General features: G+C 30.7%; 15 protein-coding genes. 5 read left to right on the top strand and 10 right to left on the bottom strand.

The features are described from left to right. The first annotated feature begins 7 nt into the window (after positions 1–7). The 3 genes from pheS to ACTQYZ_RS06650 all read left to right on the top strand — a co-directional run bounded on the left by pheS (position 8) and on the right by ACTQYZ_RS06650 (position 4333). On the top strand, positions 8–1027 hold the full coding sequence (gene pheS / locus ACTQYZ_RS06640; protein ID WP_441416261.1) for a phenylalanine--tRNA ligase subunit alpha: 1020 nt from the start codon (positions 8–10) through the stop codon (positions 1025–1027). A gap of 12 nt (positions 1028–1039) precedes the next feature. After that, positions 1040–3424: a phenylalanine--tRNA ligase subunit beta gene (pheT, locus tag ACTQYZ_RS06645; protein WP_441416262.1), complete on the top strand. Its 2385-nt coding sequence runs from the start codon at positions 1040–1042 to the stop codon at positions 3422–3424. Positions 3425–3526: 102 nt separating this feature from the next. Next, positions 3527–4333, top strand: a complete 807-nt coding sequence (locus ACTQYZ_RS06650) for an alpha/beta fold hydrolase (protein WP_441022124.1) — start codon at positions 3527–3529, stop codon at positions 4331–4333. A 24-nt stretch (positions 4334–4357) separates the two neighbouring features. On the opposite strand, the gene ACTQYZ_RS06655 is transcribed toward ACTQYZ_RS06650, so the two are convergent. The 6 genes from ACTQYZ_RS06655 to ACTQYZ_RS06680 form a co-directional block, all read right to left on the bottom strand. Further along, a complete protein-coding gene (locus ACTQYZ_RS06655; protein WP_441022123.1) occupies positions 4358–5092 on the bottom strand; it encodes a hypothetical protein in 735 nt (244 codons plus the stop codon). 99 nt (positions 5093–5191) lie between these two features. Beyond that, a complete protein-coding gene (locus ACTQYZ_RS06660) occupies positions 5192–5428 on the bottom strand; it encodes a hypothetical protein (RefSeq protein WP_441416263.1) in 237 nt (78 codons plus the stop codon). 199 nt (positions 5429–5627) lie between these two features. Further along, positions 5628–7448 carry a glucosaminidase domain-containing protein gene (locus ACTQYZ_RS06665; RefSeq protein WP_441416264.1) on the bottom strand — a complete coding sequence of 607 codons (1821 nt, stop codon included), beginning with the start codon at positions 7446–7448 and terminating at the stop codon, positions 5628–5630. Between the two features lie 238 nt (positions 7449–7686). After that, a complete protein-coding gene (locus ACTQYZ_RS06670; RefSeq protein WP_441416265.1) occupies positions 7687–8799 on the bottom strand; it encodes a 5-methyltetrahydropteroyltriglutamate--homocysteine S-methyltransferase in 1113 nt (370 codons plus the stop codon). Between the two features lie 157 nt (positions 8800–8956). Next, positions 8957–10261 (bottom strand): hypothetical protein, encoded by a 1305-nt coding sequence (locus tag ACTQYZ_RS06675; RefSeq protein WP_441416266.1) that lies wholly within the window; start codon positions 10259–10261, stop codon positions 8957–8959. Between the two features lie 20 nt (positions 10262–10281). Continuing rightward, entirely contained in the window at positions 10282–11649 is a 1368-nt protein-coding gene (locus ACTQYZ_RS06680; RefSeq protein WP_441416267.1) for a glucosaminidase domain-containing protein, read from the bottom strand. Between the two features lie 132 nt (positions 11650–11781). Between ACTQYZ_RS06680 and ACTQYZ_RS06685 the strand changes: the two genes are divergently transcribed. Next, complete coding sequence (locus ACTQYZ_RS06685; protein WP_441022111.1) at positions 11782–12513, top strand: TrmH family RNA methyltransferase; 732 nt, start codon at positions 11782–11784, stop codon at positions 12511–12513. 25 nt (positions 12514–12538) lie between these two features. Here ACTQYZ_RS06685 and clpX read toward each other — a convergent pair whose 3' ends face one another. The 4 genes from clpX to ACTQYZ_RS06705 all read right to left on the bottom strand — a co-directional run bounded on the left by clpX (position 12539) and on the right by ACTQYZ_RS06705 (position 16756). After that, positions 12539–13792 (bottom strand): ATP-dependent protease ATP-binding subunit ClpX, encoded by a 1254-nt coding sequence (gene clpX, locus ACTQYZ_RS06690; protein WP_329379848.1) that lies wholly within the window; start codon positions 13790–13792, stop codon positions 12539–12541. An 18-nt stretch (positions 13793–13810) separates the two neighbouring features. Next, positions 13811–14392: an ATP-dependent Clp endopeptidase proteolytic subunit ClpP gene (clpP, locus tag ACTQYZ_RS06695; RefSeq protein WP_138269046.1), complete on the bottom strand. Its 582-nt coding sequence runs from the start codon at positions 14390–14392 to the stop codon at positions 13811–13813. Between the two features lie 24 nt (positions 14393–14416). Next, complete coding sequence (gene tig / locus ACTQYZ_RS06700; RefSeq protein ID WP_441416268.1) at positions 14417–15742, bottom strand: trigger factor; 1326 nt, start codon at positions 15740–15742, stop codon at positions 14417–14419. Between the two features lie 129 nt (positions 15743–15871). Next, positions 15872–16756 carry a LysR family transcriptional regulator gene (locus tag ACTQYZ_RS06705; RefSeq protein WP_441022106.1) on the bottom strand — a complete coding sequence of 295 codons (885 nt, stop codon included), beginning with the start codon at positions 16754–16756 and terminating at the stop codon, positions 15872–15874. A gap of 121 nt (positions 16757–16877) precedes the next feature. Here ACTQYZ_RS06705 and ACTQYZ_RS06710 point away from each other — a divergent pair, with 121 nt between their 5' ends. Next, positions 16878–17450 carry a DapH/DapD/GlmU-related protein gene (locus tag ACTQYZ_RS06710; protein WP_441022104.1) on the top strand — a complete coding sequence of 191 codons (573 nt, stop codon included), beginning with the start codon at positions 16878–16880 and terminating at the stop codon, positions 17448–17450. Positions 17451–17506 lie beyond the last annotated feature (56 nt).

The raw sequence follows: 17506 nt of genomic DNA on the forward strand, positions 1-17506 counted from the left end.
GGATAAAGTGAAAGATCAGTTACTAAATATACAAAAAGAAGCAAAAGAAAAAATACAAAATCTTCATTCATTGGAAGATTTAGAAAAATTCAGAATTGAATTTATGGGTAAAAAAGGTAAGCTTACATCAATCCTTAGAGGAATGGGAGGGCTTAGCAAAGAAGAAAGACCTATAATAGGTAAACTTGCAAACGAAGTAAGAGAAGCCATAGAATCAGAGCTTGGAAAAATGAAAACAAGCATTGAAGAAAAAATATTACTTGAAAAACTTGAAAAAGATAAAATAGATATTACTCTTCCTGGTAAGGAAGTAGAAGTAGGACATCATCATCCTCTATATAATATCATAGGAGAACTTGAAGAAATCTTTGCATCTCTTGGTTTTGCTGTTGCAGAAGGTCCTGAAATAGAACTTGTAAGATATAACTTTGATAACTTAAACGTTCCTCTTGACCATTCATCAAGAGATAAAAGCGATACTTTCTATATAAATGATGATATTTGCCTTAGAACACAAACTTCACCTGTTCAAATTAGAGCAATGAAAGCAAAAGATGTTCCAATCAAGGTTATTGCTCCCGGAAAAGTTTATAGAACAGACGAAATTGATGCGACACATTCACCTTTGTTCCATCAAATTGAAGGCTTAATTGTAGATAAAGGAATTACAATGGCAGACCTTAAAGGAACGCTTGAATATGTTGTAAAAAGACTTTACGGCGAAGAAACAAAAACAAGATTCAGACCACATCAATTTTACTTTACGGAACCAAGTGCCGAAATGGACGCAACTTGCATAGCTTGTCACGGAAAGGGATGTAATGTTTGCAAAGGTTCAGGATTTATTGAAATTTTAGGCTGCGGAATGGTTCATCCAAACGTACTAAAAGCCTGTGGAATAGACCCTGATGTATATACCGGTTTTGCTTTCGGAATGGGACTTGACAGAATGACTATGCTTAAATACGGTATTAAAGATTTAAGATTATTATTTGCAAACGATACTGAGTTATTAACTCAATTTTAAGGAGGACTTGGAATGTTATTACCTATAAACTGGTTAAAAGAATATGTAAATGTAGATAAAGATATAAATGAATTTGCCGAAATGATGACTGTAAGCGGTTCTATGGTTGAAACCGTAACTTATCTTGGAGAAGGAATTGAAGGTGTTGTAACGGCGAAGATTAAAGATATTAAACCTCATGAAGATGCGGAAAAATTAGTTATATGCACAATGTTTGACGGAAGCGAAGAATATCAAGTTGTTACAGGGGCTAAAAATGTAAAAGTCGGAGATATTGTTCCTTATGCAAAAGTTGGTGCAAAACTTCCAAATGGAATGACTCTTAAAAAAGCAAAATTAAGAGGGGTAGAATCTTATGGTATGCTTTGTTCAGGTGCTGAACTTGGCATGAGTTCAAGCATTGTTCCAAAACATTTGGAAGATGGAATTTATATTTTCTCTGAAGACGTACCTTTAGGGGAAGATGCAAAAAAAGTATTGGGTCTTGATGAATATGTAATTGATTTTGAACTTACAAATAACAGACAAGATTGTAACAGTATTTTAGGTATGGCTTATGAAGCAGGTGCAACACTTGGTAAAAAATTTGTTATGCCTGATTTTAAAATTGAAGATAAAGCTAATGATATTAATGATAAATTAAGCGTTGAAGTGAAAAATACTGACTTATGTAAAAGATACTGTGCAAGAATGCTTAAAGTTAAAAAAGTTGAACAATCACCACTTTGGATGCAACAAAGATTAATGGCTTGTGGTATTAGACCTATATCAAATATCGTTGACGTTTCTAACTATGTTATGTTAGAACTTGGTCAACCACTTCATATGTTTGATTATGATAAATTAGAAGGACATAAAATCATTGTTGACACTGCAAAAAATGGTGAAAAAATGGTTACTCTTGACAACATAGAAAGAGATCTTGACGATAAAATGCTACTTATCAATGATGCAAAAAAAGGTGTTTGTGTAGCAGGGGTTATGGGTGCTTTAAACTCAGTTGTAGATGATGATACAAAAAATATCGTAATAGAATCTGCAAACTTCAACAAAAACTCAATAAGAAGAACATCAAGAGTATTTGGACTTAGAAGTGAAGCTTCAGCACATTATGAAAAGGGAATTAATCCTTTGATTACAAGATATGCAATAGATAGAGCAGCATCATTACTTGTTGAAATCGGTGCTTGTGAACTTGTAGAAGGCTTAATTGATGAAAACTTCTATGAAAAAGAACCTGTAAAAATGGATATTGATTCAAAAGATGTTAACAGAATTTTAGGAAGCGATATTTCTGTAGACGAACAAGCAAGACTTCTTGATTTACTAAACTTTGAACCAAAAGTAAACGGGGATATAATAAGCATTACTGCTCCTATTTTAAGAGATGACATAAACATAAAAGAAGATGTTGTTGAAGAAATCGCAAGAATGTATGGATACAACAATATTCCAAGTACACTTATGGAAACATCAAATTATATAAGTGAAAAGAATGTTCACTATAGTGATAAAAACAAAATTAAGGAAGCATTAATTGCAATAGGAGGACTTGAGACTCTTACTTATACATTTACATCAAAAGAAAAACTTGATGAACTTGGATTTGAAGATAAAGATATTAGAAGCAAATATGTAAAAGTAATAAATCCTCTTGGGGAAGATACAGGATACATGAGAACTTCTATGATGATTAGCATGCTTGAGTCATTATCTTTCAACTACAGCAGAAAGAATAAAGAAAGAGTTTTATTTGAAATAGGTAATATATTCTTTGATGCTAAATATGATGAATTAGGACTACCTTTACAAGAAGAAAAACTTGTTATTGGTAAATACAATACAGATTATTTTGAAATTAAAGGAATTGTTGAATATATTTTCAACAAATTTAGAATTAAAAACGTTAAATTCACAAAAGCAGAAGAAAAGATGCTTCACCCTACAAGAAGCGCTTACATTTCAGTAAATGATAAAGTAATCGGTTATGTAGGAAACGTTCATCCTCTTTTACTTAAGAAATACAACTTAAAAGAAGATGTTGTTGTTGCTGAAATTGACGTAAAAACAATCACAGAAAATTACGACAAAGAAATTGAATTTAAACAACTTGCAAAATTCCCATCTCTTCAAAGAGATATTGCAGTTGTAGTTGATGAAGATATTTATGCAGGTGAAATCCTTGATGAAATTAAGAAAGCAGGCGGAGAATATCTTGTATCAAGTGAAGTATTTGACGTATTTACAGGAAAACAAGTAGGCGAAGGTAAAAAATCCGTAGCTGTAAGCCTTGAATTTAGAGCTGAAGACAAAACATTAACAGATGAAGAAATAGACGTAAGATTTGATAATATTGTAAAAGCTCTATCAGAAACATTAAATGCAAAATTAAGATAAAAAAAGCACTTTTAAAGTGCTTTTTTATTTTATATATTTTGAAAAAATAGTTTTGTGATTATAATAACAATAAATAAGTGATGTTATAAATCGAGGTATGTTATGTTTTACGAAAAAGATAATATAAAATTACATTATGAAGTCAGGGGAGAGGGAAAAGAAGTATTTTTAATTCATGGTCTTGGTTGTGATATGAGACTTATGAAAGGGTGTATGGAGGATAGGGTTTTTGATGAAAGCAGTAATTATAAAAGAATATATATAGATTTGCCTGGGATGGGAAAATCACCTGCTTTTAAAGAAGATGTATCAAGTGATAAAATCCTTGAGATACTTATATGTTTCATAAAAGATTATGCAAAGGATAATTTTTATTTGGTAGGTGAATCTTACGGAGGTTATCTTGTAAGAGGGATACTTTCAAGGTTAAAAAGTCAAGTTGAGGGAATGGTGCTTATTTGCCCTGTTGTTATTGCAAAGCATGAACTTAGAAATAAAGCGAAGAAAAACGTTTTGATAAGTGATGAAGATTTCTTGAAAACACTTTCTCTTAAAGACAGAAAGCATTTTGAATATTATGGAGTAGTATTAAATGAACATACCTTTAAAAGATATAAAGGTGAAATAGACTCAGGACTTAAAATGCAAGATAATGAGTTTATAAATAGGCTTAATAAAAAATATGATTTTTCCTTTGACGTTGATGAAAGAATAAAAAATATTAAATATGATAAACCTGTTTTATTTATTGCTGGAAAACAAGATTGTTGTGTAGGGTATGAAGATTTATGGAAAATTTCCCTTAATTATAGTAAGGCTTCTTTTATTCTTTTAAATAATGCAGGACACAATTTACAAATAGAGCAAGAGGAAGTCTTTACAAGCATAATAAAAAATTATTTTAAATAATAAAAAGCCGCTAAATCGGCTTTTTTATTTTTCTTTTAATATGAAACCTTTTGGAGCTTTTTTAGTTGTTTCTTTTGAATAAATGTTTATATATATTTTTTTATATTCTTTATTGTCTTTTGTATATGTAATAAATTCGTCTATTAAGTAGTCACTTGACTCTATTTCAAAACTTCCTGTTCTTTTATAATAAAGTTCCATATCAGAATCGGTTTTAAGTCTGTCTAAATAATCATATGCTTCATTTATTCCTTTACATGGAATAGGGGAGTTTACATTTAAACCGAAATTTTCATCTTCTTGATTATAATTTTCATAATCTCCGCCATTCATGGATTCTTCTAAAATTTCAGGTATTGCACTTATAATCTTTAAATCTTTGTTTGTATCAATAAAAAAAGTGTTATCCATTGTATTTAATATACAATAATTAACTACCATTTCCATTTGTATTTCTTTGTTTTCAAAATATGATGAATATTTTTCCTTAATAAATGTTTTTAAATCAGCATATTCATAGTTTAAATTTTCTTTTAACTCATATATATCAGCATAAATATTTAATAAATTAAAGTATTCTTTTTCATCCAAATTAAAAAGGCTTAAATTTAAGAGTTTTCCTATTGAAACTATTATTTTATCGGCTTGTTTTTCTCCTGTTTTAAAAATTTCATGGCTATTTTCCATAATAGATAAACATTTTGATATTTTTTCTTTATGTTTTTTTTGACCGTCATATAAATCTATTAGTGTTCCCATACTTTTTTCCTTTTTGGTAGTATTTTGTAAGATATTAATATTATACACGATTTATAGTAAGATATAAAGAAGCAATTAAAAAATTGCTTCTTTATAGATTTATTTAAGTGTAATTGTTTTTGGATAAGTATAAGTATAATCTCCATGGGTGAATTTAACTTTGTATTTTCCTTTTGGAAGAAGTTTTTTGTTATACTTATCATAATTACTGTATCCTTTAAAAGTTACAGAGTTTTTTGTATTTGCCTTTTTGTAATAAAATACTTGTTTAAAAACCAGCCTGTTTTTACTGTCGTAGATTCTTACCATACTTGTTCCCGGTCTGTTTGGAGTCATGTATAAAGTTGTTGGATACTTTCTTTTTATTGATGTTTTTGTTATTCCCGTAGAAAGCTTGGTAGCTTTTGAGTAAACCTTAATGGTGTAATCTTTTGTTTTTGTGCTTTTTCCTGAAACAGATAATGTGGCTCTAATAGTATAATTAGTTCCTTTTGAACTTCTATTTACATAGCTTCCCGTTTTATATCCTGCTTTGTTATCCTTTGTTGCTTTTCCGTCCCAGTAAATTTTTTCTGTTGTTGTTCCTGTTTTTGATTTTGTTAAACTTTTCTTTGCAACAAGCTGTTTTTTTTGAATTATAAACCTGAAGTTCTACTTTTGCATTTTTTACGTTTGAATATGCGCTTATGTCAACTCTTAAGTTATTTGCATATCCCGGAGTAAAACCGTAGCTTAAGGCAGGGTATATCTTAATTGAGGATATTGATATTTTAGGTGTTGTGGAATTATCTTGAGTTATGCTTGTTTTTCCTTTTCTTACAATATCAACATCGCTTTTTTTGATGTATCCAACTGAAGAAGTATGATTATATAAATTTTCGTAGTGAACAGAAGAGTTTACAACTCCCATGTCAGTTTGTATTTTATAATAATCACCTTTTTCTCCGATTATAACAACAGGCATTCCAGTAGGTGTACTGGAGTTTTTGTTTGCCATTTTATAGTAAGTTTTGCTGCTACTATCTGCATTTTGATATACGTTTGTTGTTTTGTTTGTTATGGCTATTGTGTATTTTTCATAGTCTTTGCTTCCCATGTTTTTATCTTGAAGATATACGTTATCGCCTATTTTTTCACCATGATACGGGTCTGAGGCATACTTTACGTTTACTCCAATCTTTTTATTTCCGGGAGAAGTTCCATAATATCTAAAGTCTGAGTTTGCGTCAAAATATGCTCTGCTTAAGTGTCTATACGCATGTTCTTTTATACACTTTGCGGGGCTTGAAAAGCTATAAGCATTATCGGGATTTTCATCATATGTGGCAATTCCAAAAAGGTTATTTTTTGTTTGTGCGTAAGAGCTTGTTCCGTATTCGCTTTCAAGGTTTGCAAAGCCCAGTTCCATAAGAGCATTTATACCGTATTTATTTTGAACGTTTATTAAGGTTTCACCCATATTTTTAAGTTTTGAATTTGTAGGGTAGGTGTTTATTCCTTTATTTATTTCTTCTGCTGTGTAATTTGTTTTAGTTCTATATGAAAGATATGTAAAGTAAGGATAATGTGTTCCTGCTTTACTTGATGAAGCAAGGTATTTTGAAGTATAGAAGTTTACTCCGTCCATGCTATAATACTTAGTGTCGCTTTTCATAAAAGAAGGTGCTTTATCTACAACAAAACTTTGTAGTGCAGATTTTTTGCTGTTTTCATATCTTTGTGAATTTACTGCGTCACTTAATACCGATACATAGTGACATAAATCTGAGTTTGAATTTACGCTGTAATAACCCATATTGTATTTTTTTGTATTAGATGAACCTGATACATACAAATCTTCAAATAAGATTTCCGGAACAAATGTAAGATTATCTGAAGATGTATAATTTGTTATTCCGCTTATTCCTATTTTGCATTTTGAAGATGTGTAATTTTCATTATTTTCCGCACCTAAATAAAATACTTCTTGGTTGTTTGTAATATATGGATTGCTTGAACCGTAAACATTATCAAGAACGAGCATAGCCGATGGGGCAGAAATATAAGCTCTTCCTGTTTTCATGTCTATTACTTCTTCATCTTCATTTAAAATAACAAGTCCTTTAGCTTTTTTTGTGTATTCGCTTGTATTTATATTTATATATTCGTTATAAGTATTATCCATATAATTTTTTGCATTTGTAAAAGTATCAAAGGTTTTTAATTTTTCAAATTTTACAATACTGTTGTATTCATTGCTTTGTTTGTTTTTTGCCGGATATATATGCGGCGTGGAATTCTTTTGATATGTTTCTTGTTCTTTTTGTATTTGAATAATATTCTTTTGGTATTTTGTCTGTTTTGTAATATTGTTCATTTTATGCTTCGTTTTTTACGAAATCGGGTATTTCAATATTATATAAATCCTGTGCTTTTATGTTTAAACTTGGAATCATTAACAAGATAATAAGTAATATAGCTATTCTTTTTTTTCATTATGTATAACTCCTTTTATATTTGTAAATTGAATTATACATAAAAAAGTTTTGATTACAACATAAAGATAAAATTGGTAAAATTGGAAAAAAATAAAAAAATCCTCAAATGAGGATTTTTTAAGCATCTTTCCAAACTTCTGTTGCTATTTCTTTTACAAGTTGTAATTTTTTAAATTGGTCTTCTTCTGTTATATTATTTCCGTCTTCTGTTGAAGAGAAACCACACTGTGGACTTAAGCATAATCTTTCAAGAGGAATATATTTGCTTGCTTCTTTTATTCTTTCTTTTATTACTTCTTTATCTTCCAAAGTTCCTTCTTTACTTGTAATAAGACCAAGTACAAGTTTACCTTCTTTTAATTTCTTTATTGGTTCAAAAGAGCCTGCTCTGTCTGTATCGTATTCAAGGAAAAATCCGTCAAATGGAGCTTTAAATATATAATCTTCAACGAAAGAATAATCTCCTTCATATAACCAGCTGCTTTTGAAGTTTCCTCTACAACAATGTGTAGTTATTGTCATATCGTCAGGTCTATTTTTAAGAGAGTTTACCGTGATTTCTGCGAATTCTTTTACTAAATTTTTTGTATCTATTCCTTTTTCTTCCAAAATTTTTCTTTGTCCTTCACTAAATAATGCACCCCAAGCAGTATCATCAAATTGAAGATATCTGCATCCTGCGTCATAGTATGCCTTTATTGCGTCTTGATATACTTTTGCTATATCTTCTTTTAATTTTTCAATAGATGTATAATTTGTGTCTTTTTTAAATAAATCAGAATTTACAACTCCGGAATAATAAATCATGTTAGGGCCTGGAATTGTTGTTTTTGCAACAGCATCATCCCCGCATAATTCTTTTAAATATTTAAAGTCATCAAGGAATGGATGGTCTTTTGGAAAAGAAATTGTATCTTTAACATAGTAAGATTTTAATTTGTTCATTGTTCCTTGAAATTTACCTTGCATATCTAAAACGTAAGTCTTTATGCCATTTAAGTGAGAGATAAAATCATAATGCCAGTATTCTCTGTTAAATTCTCCGTCTGTAATTGTTTTTAAGCCGATTGCTTTTTGTTTTTCAACAATTTTTTTTATTTCTTCTCTTTCGATTTTTTTATAATCTTCAAAAGAAATACTTTCATTTTCTAAATTTTTCTTTGCTTCTTTAAGTATATTTGTTCTAAGTAGGCTTCCTACTTGGTCATATCTGAATGGTCCTTTTGTCATTTTTAATACCTCCGAGTTAATATGTCATTTATTATACTCCTATTTTTTTTGTTTGTATAATATATAAATTTATGGATTTGATATAGTTTAAAACTATAACTATTGTGATATTTCTTGTGGTGTGTATATACAAAATAGGATAAGAATATTTCTTATCCTATTTTAAAGTAAGTTGTTTAGGGTATGTATATGTGTAATCATAATGAATGAATTTAACGGTATAGGTTCCTTTCGCAAGGAGTTTATTTTTAAAGCTTCCGTAATTTCCATATCCTTTAAATGTTACGGCGCATCTTGTGTTTTCCTTTTTAGTTGTAAATTTATAGGATGCAACAAGTTGGTTTTTAGAATTATATATTTTTATATAACTGTTACCTGTAACGTTTGGATACATGGATAATACCGTTGAATTTTTTCTTACTATTGATGTTTTTGAAATATCCGTTTTAAGTTTTATTGTTTTCATATCAACGGATAGTTTTGTAGGGTATGTATATGTATAGTCGCCATGGGTAAATTTAACTGTATAAGTTCCTTTAGAAAGGGTTTTGCCGTTATATTTGCCATAATTACCAACTCCTGTAAATGTTGTATATAAGTATGTGTTGGCCTTTTTATTTGTAAAAGTATAAGAGTATACAAGTTCGTTTTTAGAATTATATATTCTTATAAGACTTGTTCCCGGTCTGTTTGGAGTCATTGATAATGTAGCTTTACTTTTATACTTTAATGTGGTTTTGCTTACATCAGTTAAAAGTTTTGTTGCTTTTGAATACAGTTTTGTTTGATATGAGTTTGAAGATACGCTTTTCCCGTTTGCTGTAAGGGTAAGTTTTATATTATACGTTGTACCGCTTGAGCTGGTACTTACATAACTTCCTGTTTTATATCCTGCTGTATTTTCCTTTGTAGCTTTTCCGTCCCATGTGAAAGTTACGGAGGTTTGAGATGTAGAGTTTATGGTTTTTGTTTGTCTTGCAACAAGTTTATTGTTTTTGTCGTATACGTTAAATGTAAGAGTTGCTCCTTTTACGTTTGAGGTAGCTTTTGTTGTTACTTTAAACTCGTTTTTATATCCCGGAGTGAAACCGTAACTTAGAGAAGGGGAGAAACTTGGTGTTGTCAGAGAAAGTTTTACTGAGGATGTTGAACTTTCTGTTTCTGATGAAGTTTTCCCTTGTCTTACTATTTTAACGTATTTTTTAGGAATATATCCTACTGATTTTGTATAGTCATATTCATATGAATATGTACATATATTTCCTATAACTCCCATTTCAGTTTGAACTTTATAGAAATCTCCGCTTGAACCGATTATTACAAGAGGAATTCCTGTAGGTTCTGAAAGTGATTTTGTGGCAAGTTTGTAAAATGCTTTTGAGCTTGTTGAAGGGTTTTGGTATACATAGCATGTACTTGTGGAAACACCTATTGTATATTTTTCATAGTCATTTGAGGCCATTAGTTTATCCTGCTGATAAGCTATTCCGCCGATTTTTCACCATGATATGGGGCTGATGCATATTTTACATTTACTCCTATTTTTTTATTTCCAGGAGAAGTTCCATAATATCTGAAGTCAGAATCCGCATCAAAATAGTCTCTGCTTAAATGTCTGTATGCGTTTTCTTCGATACATTTTGCAACACTTGAGAAAGAATAGGCATTGTCTGGATTTGAGTCGTAAGCTGCTATACCGAAAAGATTGTTTCTGTTTATAGCATACCAGCTTGTTCCGTAAGCACTTTCAAGATTTGCAAATGAAAGTTCAAGCAAAGCATTTATTCCATATTTATTTTGTGCGTTTATTAAAGCACTTCCTTGGTTTCTAAGTTTTGAAGATGATGAATACTTGCTTATTCTGTTGTTTAACTCACTAGCAGTATAGCTTGTTTTAGTTCTGTAAGGAAGGTATGTATAGTATGGATAGTATGTTCCTACTTTTGAACTTGAAGTAAGATAAGCATCTGTATAGAAGTTCACTCCGTCCATACTATAATAATTTGTTCCTTTTTTCATAAAAGAAGGAGCTTTATCCACAACGAAGCTAGAAAGGGAAGTTTGTTCTCCGCTTTCAAAATAACTTGTTCTATTTGGATTTGTAAGAGTTGATATTGTATGAACCAAATCTCCGATTGAGTTTACGCTGTAATCTCTGTATGAATATTTTTTAGTTGAACTTGAAGCGGATTTATATACTCCTGATATTATGCTTCTTGGTACCAATGTAAGATTTGCGGAAGAAGTATAATTTGTTATACCGCTTATTCCTATTTTACATTTTGACTGTGTTGATGATAAATAAGAAGAAGAGTAGTAATATACTTCATGGTTATTTGAAACATAAGGTTTGCTTCCCGCATAATTTTCATCCATTGTTAAAGTCGCTGAATAAGTGCTTATATAGGCTCTTCCTGTTTTCATTGCTATGATTTTGTTTGAATTATTCATTATGCACATACCATAAGCTTTTGTTGTGTCACTATTTATATATGAGTTATAATATTCATTCATTTTGTTTAAGGCATCGTTAAAGTCAGAATAACTTTTAAGCTCTTTAAAAGTTACTTTTGAAGCGTATTTATCAGAGCTGTTTGCTTTTGATGCATAAACATATCCCACTTTGAAATATGTTGTTGCTCTTGCTTTTACTCCTTCGTCTTCATTTTTACTTTTAGTAAATTCTTCAGGTGGTGTACTGCCTTTATAATCTTTTTCATTCAAAGCTTCGTTTTGTACAAATTCAGGGGGTTCTTCTGTTTTTACATCTTCATTTGCAAAAACAAATGCATTTGAAATAATTAAAAATAATATTATTAAAAATGGAATTAATTTCTTTTTCAGTTTCATTATGTCCTCCAAAATTTTGCGTATTACACAAGATTATACAGTATCATACATTTTATTACAACAAAAAAATACATTTACTTTTAATAAAATAAAAAGTATAATTAAATAATCAAATAATAAAAGAGGATAAAAATGATAACATCTAAAACAAATAAATTAATTAAACTTATAAAAAGTTTAGAAAAGAAAAAATATAGAGATAAGAACAATATGTATATTCTTGAAGGAAGGAAGTTTGTTCTTGATGCAATAAACGGGGGAGGGAATATTAAATATATCATTGCAACCCCTGATTATGTTAAAGACTATAAAGATGCAATAGAAGTAAGCGAGGAAGTTTTTGATTATATTTCAACTACCAAAACACCTCAAGGGGTTCTTGCAGTTTTAGAAATAGAGTATAAAACAATAGAGGATATAAAGGAAAGTGCTAATATATTATACCTTGATAATCTGCAAGACAGCGAAAATGTCGGAGGACTTATAAGAAGCAGTGTTTGTGCTGATTTTGACGGTGTTATAATAACAAAAACAACCGCTTCTCCTTTTTCTGCAAAGGCAGTAAGAGCTAGTGCAGGAAGTATTTTAAATACAAAAATAATTAAAGATGAAGATTATGTTGTTTTAAATGAATTAAAAGAAAAAGGTTTTGAGATTATTGCTTCTACTTTAAAGGGAAGTGAGAAGAATGATTTTAATAGTAAAAAGAATGTGCTTATTGTAGGGAACGAAGGAAACGGAATAAGTGATGAATGTCTTACATATGCAACTAAAGAAGTAAAGATTCCAATGAGCGGAAAGTGCGAATCTTTAAATGCAAATGTAAGCGGTGCAATACTTATGTATAAAATTTATGGATATTAAAAAAAGACCGATTAATCGGTCTTTTTTATTGTGCTTTTTTATCAAAAGCTTCTTTAACCATTTCTTTAGTAATGGTAATATCTTTCACATCTTCATTGTTTGGAGCTTCGTACATAACATCAAGCATAATATCTTCAAGTATGCTTCTAAGTCCTCTTGCTCCTGTTTCTCTTTTAACTGTTTCGCTGGCAATTAAATCTATTGCATCTTTATCAAAATGAAGATTTACGTCATCAAGACTTAATAAGTATTTATATTGTTTGATTAAAGCATTTTTAGGTTTTGTTAGGATATTTATAAGTGCTTCTTCATCAAGTTTTTTAAGAGATGCACTTATAGGAAGTCTTCCCACAAGTTCAGGAATCAAACCATATTTTACAAAGTCTTGAGGTTGTGCCATGCTTAAAAGTTCATCAGATGATTTATCTTTGCTTCCTTCTATATCATTTCCAAAGCCCATTGAGTGGGTACCGAGTCTTTTTTTGATTACTTCGTCAAGTCCGTCAAAAGCTCCGCCGCAGATAAACAAGATATCTTTTGTATCAATTTGAATGAAATCTTGATGAGGATGTTTTCTTCCTCCTTGAGGAGGTACGTTTGCAACAGTTCCTTCAAGTATTTTAAGAAGTGCTTGTTGAACACCTTCACCGCTTACATCTCTTGTTATTGATGTGTTTTCGCTTTTTCTTGCGATTTTATCGATTTCATCTATATATATTATACCTTTTTGAGCAAGTTCAATATTATAATCTGCTGCTTGGATAAGTCTAAGTAAGATGTTTTCAACGTCTTCTCCAACGTATCCTGCTTCTGTAAGTGCTGTTGCATCAGCTATTGCAAAAGGAACTTTAAGTATTTTTGCAAGGGTAGATGCAAGAAGAGTTTTACCGCTTCCGGTAGGTCCTGTAAGCAAGATATTGCTTTTTTGAAGTTCAACCTCGTTATCTTCTTTTTGTTTATCGGTAACGTTTATTCTCTTATAGTGATTATAAACTGCAACCGCTAAAGTTTTCTTTGCTTCGTCTTGTCCGATAACATAATCATCAAGTAATTCTTTTATTCTTTTTGGTTTTTCAACTTCATTTAGATTTGGAGTTAGAGTATCTGTAAATTCTTCATCGTCATATAATGTTTCGTTGAACATTTCGCTGCATAAAGCGATACATTCATTACAGATGAAAACTCCAGGTCCGGCTACTAAACTTTTAACTTCAGATTGACTTTTACCGCAAAACGAACAATGGTTTTGGTTTTCGTAATTGTTATTTTCGTCACTCATTATAATAGCCCTCCTTTATTATCTTTTTTCAAAGACCTTATCTATTAAGCCGTATTCCATAGCTTCTTTTGCACTCATAAAGTTATCTCTGTCGGTATCTTTTTCTATTGTTTTTAATGTTTTTCCTGTTTGTTTGCTAAGTATTTTGTTTATGTCTTCTTTAATTTTCAAAAGTCTTCTTGCATGGATTTCAACATCGCTGCTTTGACCTTGGAAACCGCCAAGAGGCTGATGAATCATAACTTCACTGTTTGGAAGGGCAATTCTTTTTCCCTTTGTTCCGCAAGCAAGCAAGAATGCACCCATTGATGCTGCCATACCGATACATATTGTAGATACGTCGCATTTGATGTAATTCATTGTATCATATATAGCCATACCGGCAGTTACACTTCCTCCCGGAGAGTTGATGTAAAGTTGAATGTCTTTTGAGCTGTCTTGAGCTTCCAAAAATAACATTTCTGCAACAACAAGGTTTGCAACCTCGTCGTTTATTTCTCCGGTTAAAAATATAATTCTGTCTTTAAGTAATCTTGAGTAGATATCATAAGAGCGTTCTGCTCTACCTTCATTTTCCACTACCATTGGAATTAATGGCATAAAAAGTACCTCCGTATTGTAGAATTATTTTGCTTCTTCTTCTTCTTCTTTTACCTTGGCATTTTCAATTAGGAAATCAAATAATTTTCTTTGTTTGATGAAGTTGTTGATATAATCTTTTGTTGTATCATCCATTGTTTTCTTGAAGTCTTCAACTTTTTGATTATAAGCTTTTGCAAAGTTTGCGATTTCTTCTTCAACTTCTTCATCTGTTGCTTCAAAGTTTTCAACTTCCATAAGTTTTGTAAGTACCAATTCTTGTTTTACGTCATGTTCAGCTTGTTCTTCGAATAATTTCATGAAATCATCTTCGTTTTTGCCGCCGTTTTGACTTTTCATTACATCATAGTATGTTTTAGGGTCAATTCCACTTTGCATGATTTGTTGTTCAAATTGAGCTTTTACGTCTTCTGCTTTTCTTTCGATCATGCATTTTGGAATATCAATTTCAGTGTTGTTGCAAACTTCTTCAACGATTGTGTTGATAGCTGCTCCTCTTAAATTGTTTTCTCTTTGTTGTTTGATTGTTGCCTTTAAGTCTTCTTTGTATTCATCAAGAGTATCGAATTCGCTTACGTCAGCTGCGAAATCGTCATCAAGTTCAGGAAGTTCTTTTGCTTTTACTTCATGGATTTTTACTTTGAATACACTGTCTTTTCCTGCTAAGTCAGGAGCATGGTATTCTTCAGGGAATGTTACGTTAACATCAACTTCTTCACCTGCTTTTTTACCGATAAGTTGATCTTCAAATCCAGGAATGAAAGAGTTGCTTCCAAGAACTAATGGATAGTTTTCGCCTTTTCCGCCTTCAAAAGCTTCATCTCCTACGAAACCTTCAAAGTCGATAACAACTGTATCTCCTTCTTTACTTTCTGTGTCTTCAACGCTTACTAATCTTGCGTTTTGTTCTCTTACTCTGTTAAGTTCGTCTTCAACGTCTTTTTCTGTTACTTCGTATTCGATAGGGTATATTTCGATACCTTTGTATTCGCCAAGTTCAAATTCAGGTTCTAATTCAACTTCAATAGTAAATGTAGCACCTTCTTCTTTGCTTATGCTGTCTAATTTTGTCATTGAAGGCATATTTACTGGTTTTAAATCATGTTCTTTGATAGCTTGTTCGTATTCAGCTGGGAAAGCTTCGTCTAAAGCATCTTCAAAGAATATTCCTTCACCGAATTTTCTTTCAATAATTTGTCTTGGGGCTTTTCCTTTTCTAAAACCGTCAATGCTGAATTTACCTTTGTTTTTTTTGTATGCAGCATCGATAGCTTTGTTAAAATCTTCTGCGGAAACAGTAATTGTAATTGTTGCCACGTTGTTTTCTTTTTTATCTAATATTGAACTCATTTATAATTTTACCTCCTAAGTCCCATCTAATCAAAATAGTATTATATCATAAATGACGAGAAATTCAAGGTTTACGAGAGTTTTGTTTGTAATATATGTTTATTTTTTTTGTTTTTTTATAAATTCATATTACCTTTTGATTTTAGCTATTTCTTTTTCAATTTCTTGTAAAAATTTTTCTTTTACTTTTGAAAAAATTTCCTGTTTTCTCCATGCAAAAACCACTCCTACTTCCATTTTGGGTTTTAGGGGAATAAAAACTAAATTGTTTTCTTTTGTACCTTGAATTATCTTATCTAAGCAAAGAGCATATCCTATGTCTTCCATAACCATTAAAGATGCATTATATAAAAGATTATATGTTGCTTTTATGTTTAAAGATTCAAAATCACCGGAAATAAAACCGCTGAATTCATTGTTTACTATTTGCTGTGAAGATATTATAAGAGGAAGTTTTTTTAAATCTTCCTTTGTTATATATTCTTTTTTTGCAATTTCACTGTCGGCTTTTGCTAAAATTCCCCATGTATCATGATAAGGAAGTTTTATGTAGTTATATTTTTTTATGTTTACAGGCTCAATGAAAAGGGCAAAGTCTAAAAGACCTTTATCCAGTTTTTCTCTTATGTCGTTGGCATTTCCGCTGGTTATGTGAAACTTTACGTCATGTTGTTTAGAAAAGTTTTTCATTGCTTTTGCTATCATTCTTACAGAGTATGATTCACCGCAGCCTATATATATCTCTCCCTTTAAATTTTGTCCTAAATATAACATTTCTTCTTTTGTTTTGTATGTAAGCTCTATTATTTCTTTTGCTCGTTTTTGTAAAATTCTTCCTTCTTCTGTTAATGTTATTTTCTTTCCTCTGATAAAAAGAGTTTTTCCAAGCTCCTCTTCAAGTTCTTTGATTTGTCTTGAAAGAGGAGGCTGGGTCATATTTAAGACTTTTGCGGCAGAAGAGATACTTTCTTCTTTTGCAACGGTTAAAAAATAATTTAGTACTTTTATATCCATTTAAACGTTCCTTTATAAGTATACTTTTAAAGTATATTATCTTATATAATATATATATTTAATATTATAGCATTTAGGATTTATAATTGAAAGAGAAGTAGTTTATTAAAAAGGAGATAACATGGAATTAAAAGATTACTTAAATCATTTAAACGAAGGTAAGGTAGTTAAAGGCGGAAGCGACGTACATTTATATATGCATAAAGTAAGCGATGAGGCAAGAAGAATTACATCACAAATAAATGGGGAATATCATACAAACGATAAAATAAGAGAATTATTCTCAAAACTTATCGGAAAAGAAGTTGATGAAACATTTGCTTTGTTTCCACCTTTTTATTCTGACTGTGGTAAAAATATAACCGTTGGTAAAAATGTATTTTTTAACTCCGGCTGCTGTCTGCAAGATCAAGGAGGAATTGAGATAGGGGACGGTTCACTTCTTGGGCATAACGTTGTAATAGCAACACTTAATCACGATTTTAATCCAAATAAAAGAAGCGATATGCATCCAAAACCTGTAAAAATTGGTAAAAACGTATGGGTTGGCGCAAATTCTACAATAGTACCGGGAGTAACCATAGGGGACGGAGCAATAGTTGCCGCAGGGGCTGTTGTAACAAAAGATGTTGAAGCAAATTCAATCGTAGGAGGAGTTCCCGCAAAGTTTATTAAATATATTAGTGAAGAATAAAGCACGGTTGTTACCGTGTTTTTTATTTTTTTGTTGATAATTTAAGTATTTAAGAA

It is taken from the genome of Anaerofustis sp. LCP19S3_F7 (assembly GCF_052119445.1).
Classification (GTDB): Bacteria; Bacillota; Clostridia; order Eubacteriales; family Anaerofustaceae; genus Anaerofustis; species Anaerofustis butyriciformans.